The organism is Erwinia sp. PME.40.26/001, from assembly GCF_055556675.1.
In genome coordinates this window covers 1-355 of record NZ_JBVHNP010000055.1, presented here as the reverse complement: position 1 = coordinate 355, position 355 = coordinate 1, and the positions used below count along the sequence as shown (strand labels likewise).

Genomic DNA, 355 nt, shown 5'->3' with positions numbered 1-355 from the left:
GATGCGCGTGAGGGTCTCGGCGTCCGCGAGATATCCGGAGCGGTAGGACACGTGGCTGAGCAGCACGACCGCGGTGCGTGGCCCGACCACGGCGCGGAGCGCGTCGGCATCCACTCCGCGCGACGTGTCGACCTCGACCCACACGACCCGCGCGCCGCGTTCGGCGGCGATCCCCTCGACGAGGTAGCGGTCCGTGGGGAAGTCGTCGCGGCTCACGACGATCTCGACGCGTTCCGGGTCAGCCGTGGAACGCTCCGCTAGCCCGGCGCGCAACAGCTTGTAGAGCAGCACGGTGGTGGAGTCGCCGATGATCGTCTGCCCGGCCGCGGCCCCCAGCGTCGATCGGCCGAGGCGA

General features: G+C 71.8%; 1 protein-coding gene. It reads right to left on the bottom strand.

From position 1 onward, the window contains the following. Nucleotides 1–355 (bottom strand): aminotransferase class V-fold PLP-dependent enzyme (locus ACZ3HG_RS23200; protein WP_465334660.1); only part of this gene is annotated, 355 nt, incomplete at both ends.